Source organism: Caldivirga sp. UBA161 (assembly GCF_002506515.1).
In the GTDB taxonomy this organism is placed as follows: domain Archaea; phylum Thermoproteota; class Thermoprotei; order Thermoproteales; family Thermocladiaceae; genus Caldivirga.
Genome location: NZ_DAXS01000055.1, coordinates 17,756 through 23,675, shown reverse-complemented (window position 1 = coordinate 23,675; position 5,920 = coordinate 17,756). Strand labels below are relative to the sequence as shown.

The 5,920-nt window shown below is 42.3% G+C and carries 5 protein-coding genes and 1 pseudogene; 2 read left to right on the top strand and 4 right to left on the bottom strand.

Features of this window, described 5'->3' with window-relative positions:
- The 4 genes and pseudogenes from BP896_RS06480 to BP896_RS06465 all read right to left on the bottom strand — a co-directional run.
- Positions 1-544: pseudogene (locus BP896_RS06480) on the bottom strand (AAA family ATPase); the annotation flags it as partial.
- Positions 545-708: 164 nt separating this feature from the next.
- A complete protein-coding gene (locus BP896_RS06475) occupies positions 709-1,752 on the bottom strand; it encodes an NAD-dependent epimerase/dehydratase family protein (protein WP_291766876.1) in 1,044 nt (347 codons plus the stop codon).
- A gap of 38 nt (positions 1,753-1,790) precedes the next feature.
- Positions 1,791-2,174, bottom strand: coding sequence for a hypothetical protein (locus BP896_RS06470; RefSeq protein WP_291766874.1), 384 nt, complete (start codon positions 2,172-2,174; stop codon positions 1,791-1,793).
- Between the two features lie 211 nt (positions 2,175-2,385).
- Positions 2,386-3,075 carry an MBL fold metallo-hydrolase gene (locus BP896_RS06465; protein WP_291766872.1) on the bottom strand — a complete coding sequence of 230 codons (690 nt, stop codon included), beginning with the start codon at positions 3,073-3,075 and terminating at the stop codon, positions 2,386-2,388.
- A 144-nt stretch (positions 3,076-3,219) separates the two neighbouring features.
- On the opposite strand from BP896_RS06465, the gene BP896_RS06460 reads away from it, so the two are divergent.
- On the top strand, positions 3,220-5,139 hold the full coding sequence (locus BP896_RS06460; protein WP_291766870.1) for a glycoside hydrolase family 127 protein: 1,920 nt from the start codon (positions 3,220-3,222) through the stop codon (positions 5,137-5,139).
- Between the two features lie 246 nt (positions 5,140-5,385).
- Complete coding sequence (locus BP896_RS06455) at positions 5,386-5,913, top strand: 50S ribosomal protein L16 (protein WP_291766868.1); 528 nt, start codon at positions 5,386-5,388, stop codon at positions 5,911-5,913.
- Positions 5,914-5,920: the final 7 nt, after the last annotated feature.

Below are 5,920 nucleotides of genomic sequence, written 5' to 3'. Positions count from 1 at the left end.
TATCCTCCCAAGTAACACGAGGTAGGTTAGTTTCCTGAACCGGCTTGTCCTGCATTGTAACCTCAGTCTCAGTGCCAACGTAGGCTGCTGGGGCTGGGATTACTTGAGTTATCATGAATTTTAACGCACCAGTGTAGTAGGGTAGTTCGAAGATTGCGCCACGCCACACAGGCTTACCCACTAGGTATGATTTCTTCAAGTAATCTGGGTCAATCTTAATCTCCTCACCCACTGGAGCCACTGTTACCCTTTGAGCTGGCCTTAGGTTAGCCTTCCTAACCTTAACTAGGTCATCTAATGAAACATCAATGTTCTGCCTAATGAAGCCGTCCATCCTTATGATGTCCTTATCCTCATCATCACTGTAGGCTGGCCAAACCTGGGCGTAGGCTACACGCTTATTGCCGCTTATCTCAACGTAGTCGCCAGGCTCAATACTTATCTTCCTCATTAACCTCATAGGTACTCTAACAATGCCCCTACCAACATCACGACTCCTGGCCTCTGCTACACGAAGTGTTAATGAATCTTCACTATTAACCATACGTACCTATTCGCTAATAGGGTGTATAAAAACCTTAGTTAACTATGCCTACTGAGGTGTAGTTAAGGAGGTGTGCTTAATTAAGGTACTATTCAGTAATCCATAGGGGCTTATGCATGGTTAATTAAATCAGTTTCATAAGTATAAGTAATGGTGAATTAACCTTAGTATTCTCCAGTCCTAACTTCATAGTGCGTGGGTAAGTTATATATTGGCTTACCCTCACTAACCCAATACGCAATCCACTTAATCATATGCCTTAAAGTAACCCTTGGGTAACCGAATAATTCAAAGGCCCTTGAAGCATTACTAAGGAGGGCTGTATCAGATTCACTGCCAGTGAATATTGGTTTCCTCCCAAGTAACCTACCGAACTCCTCAGCAATCCACCTAACTGCCACGATCTCTGGCCCAGTGATATTAAGTACTAACGGTGGGTTTTGGGCATGCTTGAGGGATCTAAGAACCATATTATTAACATCACCCTGCCAAATAACATTAACGTAACCCATTGATAAGTCAATGGGCTCACCCTTAATAACCTTCAAGGCTATGTCAAGTAAAACCCCATACCTAAGCTCATTAGCGTAGTTTAACCTAATTACCACAGCCTTATTACCGTTAACCCTAAAGAAGTAATTGAAGATCCTCTCCCTGGCTAACGCAGCCCACGCATATTCACCAATTGGCCCGGTTTTAGTCACCTCAGTGGCGCCACCTGAGTTTAATGGGACCAGCGGGTAAACGTTACCTGTTGAGAATACTATGAACCTGGACTTAGGGAACCTCCTAGCCACCAGTGCTGGCACATATGTGTTTGTTACCCAGGTTAATTCAGGTTCACTACTTGTCCCAAACTTCCTACCAACCATGAATATTATGTTCTCAGCATCAGGTAGCTTGTTGACGTCATCCTCATTACTTAAGTCGGCACTTATAGTCTCAATGCCCATTTCCCTAAGCCTACTGGGTAAGTCACCCTTACTAAACCTGGAAACTGCAATCACTCTCTTCTTAATGCCGCTAGCCTTAACAGCCCTGGCCGCCATCATGCTTAATGATGGGCCAATCTTACCACCAGCACCCAGTATCATTATGTCACCATCAACTTCACTTAAATCACTTATAGTTTCAGGGTACGGCGTTGATAATAAGTCTTCAAGCTCATCAATAGTACTCACCCTCTCAGGTAACTTCAAGTACTGCATGCGGTTAATACATGGGTAGGCTTAATTAGCTTAACTAATTAATCAACAGTAACCACATCAAACTGATAACCGCCAATTACCATTAAGCCTCTCTTAATTAAGTTAACCTTAACGGGATTAAGCTGAATGGTTATTTCAGGGTCTATATAATACACTAATGTACCTTTAATGCATTGCCCACTGCTCAGGTTTAGGATGGGGGTTGATTCATTACCCTCACCTACCATTACCCCATTATCGAACATGAGCCTAACACCCTTAACATACTTCTCAAGGCCAGTCCTAGTGAACGCACCTAGGTAAACAATCCTCACCCTAATTGTTGATTCACCTTGATTACAGAATTTAACAGTATCACTATACTTAGCCTCACCACTTATGTCCCTTGTAACGTATACTAGGAATCTCCTTAATACACCCACATTAAGCTCAGCAGCGTGACTTAATTTAACTTTACCATTAAGCTGGCTCATACTGTCGCCAGTTCATCATTACTCAGCAGTTAGTCTAAAATCACCATCAATATCCCTTAACCTGGGGACTTAAACATTACTCCAATAATTACTTTATTTAATCCCCATACTCATGACGCGTATTGTATTAGTTTAACTTCCATCATGGGTATTAGATACTTCACGTAATTGGTAAATTAAGCCTAGTTCCAGTCTTGACTTCACAATACTTTCCCGGGTAATGCGCCTTTACGTAATCCTTAGCCTCATTACCTGAACAGTGGGCTGGGCATACATACTTTGAGTATTCCGCTACAGCATCAATTTGGCGCCTTGATGGTTCATGGAATCCGCCGATCACTAAGTAAATATTACCGAACAATTCATGAACCCTCTTAACAATATTATCAATACCTGGATGAGAGCATCCAACAATAACCACTAATCCATAGTTACTTAACTTAACCACCAGGGAATGTTCATTAACGCCCATACCTCTCATAACACCAGTGGCAGCTGCATCATCAAGAATCTCCCTTGGTGAATTAACTATAATTGGTGTGAGCCCCCATTTAGCCAGGATCCTATCCTCCTCAGGTACGTAAACTATGAGGCCCCTCTTAACCTCACCAATGTACCTAAACCCACCATAGTGGTCTGCATGGTAATGACTTAGGAATGCTGCATCCACTTCCCTAAGATTAATACTTAAGGCATTAATATTGTGCTCCATTATTCTTGGCTCAGTGTCTGCATCGTATAGTAGAGTCCACTTATCAGTCTCAATAAGCACACTCCATCCCCAATCATTAAGCAGTGGTGGGTTGGGTTCATTATCATTAATCACTGTAAGCTTCATCAACTTAACCATAATTAATACTATAGAATCCCTAGCGTTTAAGATTAACGTTATATGCCTTAATGAATTGATGAATGGAATGCCGTACACATGCATTATAATGTAAGTTTTATGAATAGCTGCAGTACTTTAATACCTTCAGCAGCATGCATTATAATGGGCGTTTTCATTATTGATACCTCCAGAAGCCCCTATGCCAAGCTAAGGCCAGTTTCAATGAGCGACGTTAAGCTTACTGATAATTTCTGGTCACCTAGGTTGGATACGTTAGTTAATGTAACATTACCTACAATGTTTACTCTGCTTGAGGAAACCAGTAGGATAGATAACTTCAGGGTTATTTCAGGTAAGGTTAAGGGTGGTTTTAAGGGTATACTCTTCAATGATTCTGACGTCTATAAGTGGATTGAGGCTACTGCATGGGCCCTGGTTAATAGGCGTAATGACCAGTTAATTAAGATTCTTAGTGATGTTGTTAATAATGTTGCCGAGGCCCAATTACCTGATGGCTACATTAACACTTACTTCTACCATAGGTTAGGGGAGAGGTATAGGTACCTTAGGCAGTCTCATGAATTATACTGCGCAGGTCACTTGATTCAGGCTGCTATTGCCTGTAAGAGGAGTGGATTATGCTTAAGGCTATATGATGCGGCGTTAAGATTAGGTAACCACATAGTTAATGTCTTTAATTCCAGTAACCTAATAGCAGTTGATGGACATCCAGAGATTGAGATGGCTATGGTTGAGTTATATAGGGAGTCTAGGGATAGGAGATTCCTAGAGGAGGCAGTGTTTCAGGTTGAGAATAGGGGGAAGGGTGTTTTGAGGAATTTTAGGATGCCTGGTTCATGGGATGCAGGTGATGAGCACTTCATAGACCATAAACCACTCAAGGATTTACGTGAAGTACCAACTGGCGCTCACGCAGTTAGGTTCCTATACCTAATGTCCGGTGCAGCCGACATCTTCATGGAGACTGGGGATAAGGCACTATGGGAGGCTTTAAGTCGCCTTTGGGTTGATGTAACAGGCACTAGAATGTACATTACTGGTGGTGTTGGATCTAGGTATGAGGGTGAGTCAATAGGTGGGCCATATGAGCTACCTAATGATAGGGCTTACTCAGAAACATGCGCCGCGGTTGCTAATGTGATGTGGAATTATAGGATGCTACTAGCCACTGGTGATGCAAAGTATGCAGATATCATGGAGTTAGCCCTATATAATGCCGCATTGGCTGGAATATCCCTAGATGGTAAATCATACTTTTACGTTAATCCACTGGCAAGTAGAGGTGAGCATAGGAGACAGCCTTGGTTTGACGTTGCATGTTGCCCACCAAATATTGCTAGGCTTATGGCATCATTACCCGGTTACATATATTCAACATCCAGTGGCGGTGTGTGGATTCACCTCTACGTGGCCTCAGAGGCTAAGGTTAACCTTAATGGTAATATTGTGGAACTTAACGTTAACACTGATTACCCATGGGGCGGGGAGGTTAAGGTTACTGTTAATCCAAGTAAGGAAGATGAATTCACAGTGTACTTGAGAATACCTGGCTGGAGCCGTGGAGGTAAGTTATTCATCAACGGTAAGGAACAGGACCTTGAATTAACACCATCAATGTACGTAGGGGTTAAGAGGGCTTGGAGAAATGGGGATGAATTAACATTAAGGATACCTATGCCTATTGAGCTTATTGCCTCTCATACACACGTATTAGCTAATACATCAAGGGTTGCTATTAAGAGGGGGCCATTGGTGTACTGCCTTGAACAAGTCGATAACCCAGGTGTTGATGTATGGAATATTGCCCTCAAAAGTACATGCCACCTTGAGGCTAGGTACGTTAAGGATATACTCAATGGTGTGGTTGTAATCGAGGGCGATGCCTATGAGGTAAGGGATCAGGGAGAATTATATAGGCCAATTAACGGCATTAAAGTTAACTTAAGGCACATTAAGTTCAGGGCAATACCGTATTATGCATGGGCTAATAGGGACCCAGGACCCATGATGGTTTGGGTACCATTAATTGACTACTATAGTAAGTTTGCTAACCTAATATAAGTGTAATATCATTAATTATTAAATACTAAGTGGCATCCCTATTATAATACTTGTATTTGGCCTCAATCCCATCGCATTAATAATCGCTATTACATAAGGATAGGTAGATGCGTTTATGAAGGCTATAGGTTATTAAAAATGATTAAATATAATTCATCAATGTATTATGATGAGTAACCAGGCATAATTAAGTTGCTTGAGGTCATTGAGTATAGTTTTAAAGGGGGTGCTGGGTGGTGGTTACTTATGCCATTAAGGCCTGCTAGGTGCTATAAGAGGATTAAGAGGCCATACACTAGGCTGGAGTATATTCACGGCGCCCCCTACGTTCAGATACCTAGGTTTGAGATGGGTGCTACTAAGGCTAAGGATAGGGAGAGGTTCACCTCAGTTGCCGTGCTTAGGGTTCTTGAGGGCGGTCAAATTAGGGTTAATGCCCTTGAAGCTGCTAGGCAGATGGCCTATAAGTACTTATCTAAGGTTTTAACAGACCAGAACTTCTACCTTAAGATAATTAAGTACCCTCACCACGTTATTAGGGAGAATAAAATGCTGGCTATGGCTGGTGCCGACCGTCTACAGGAGGGTATGAGGCTTGCCTTCGGTGTACCCACTGGTAGGGCTATTCAGATTAAGCCTGGTGAGGTTTTAATGATTGTTGAGGTTGAGGATAGAAATATTGCCCACGCTAAGGAAGCATTGAATAGGGCTAGGTCTAAGTTACCGTTACCGTGTAGGATTGAGTTAACGAGGAAGTCAGTAATCAAAGGCTAATTCACCA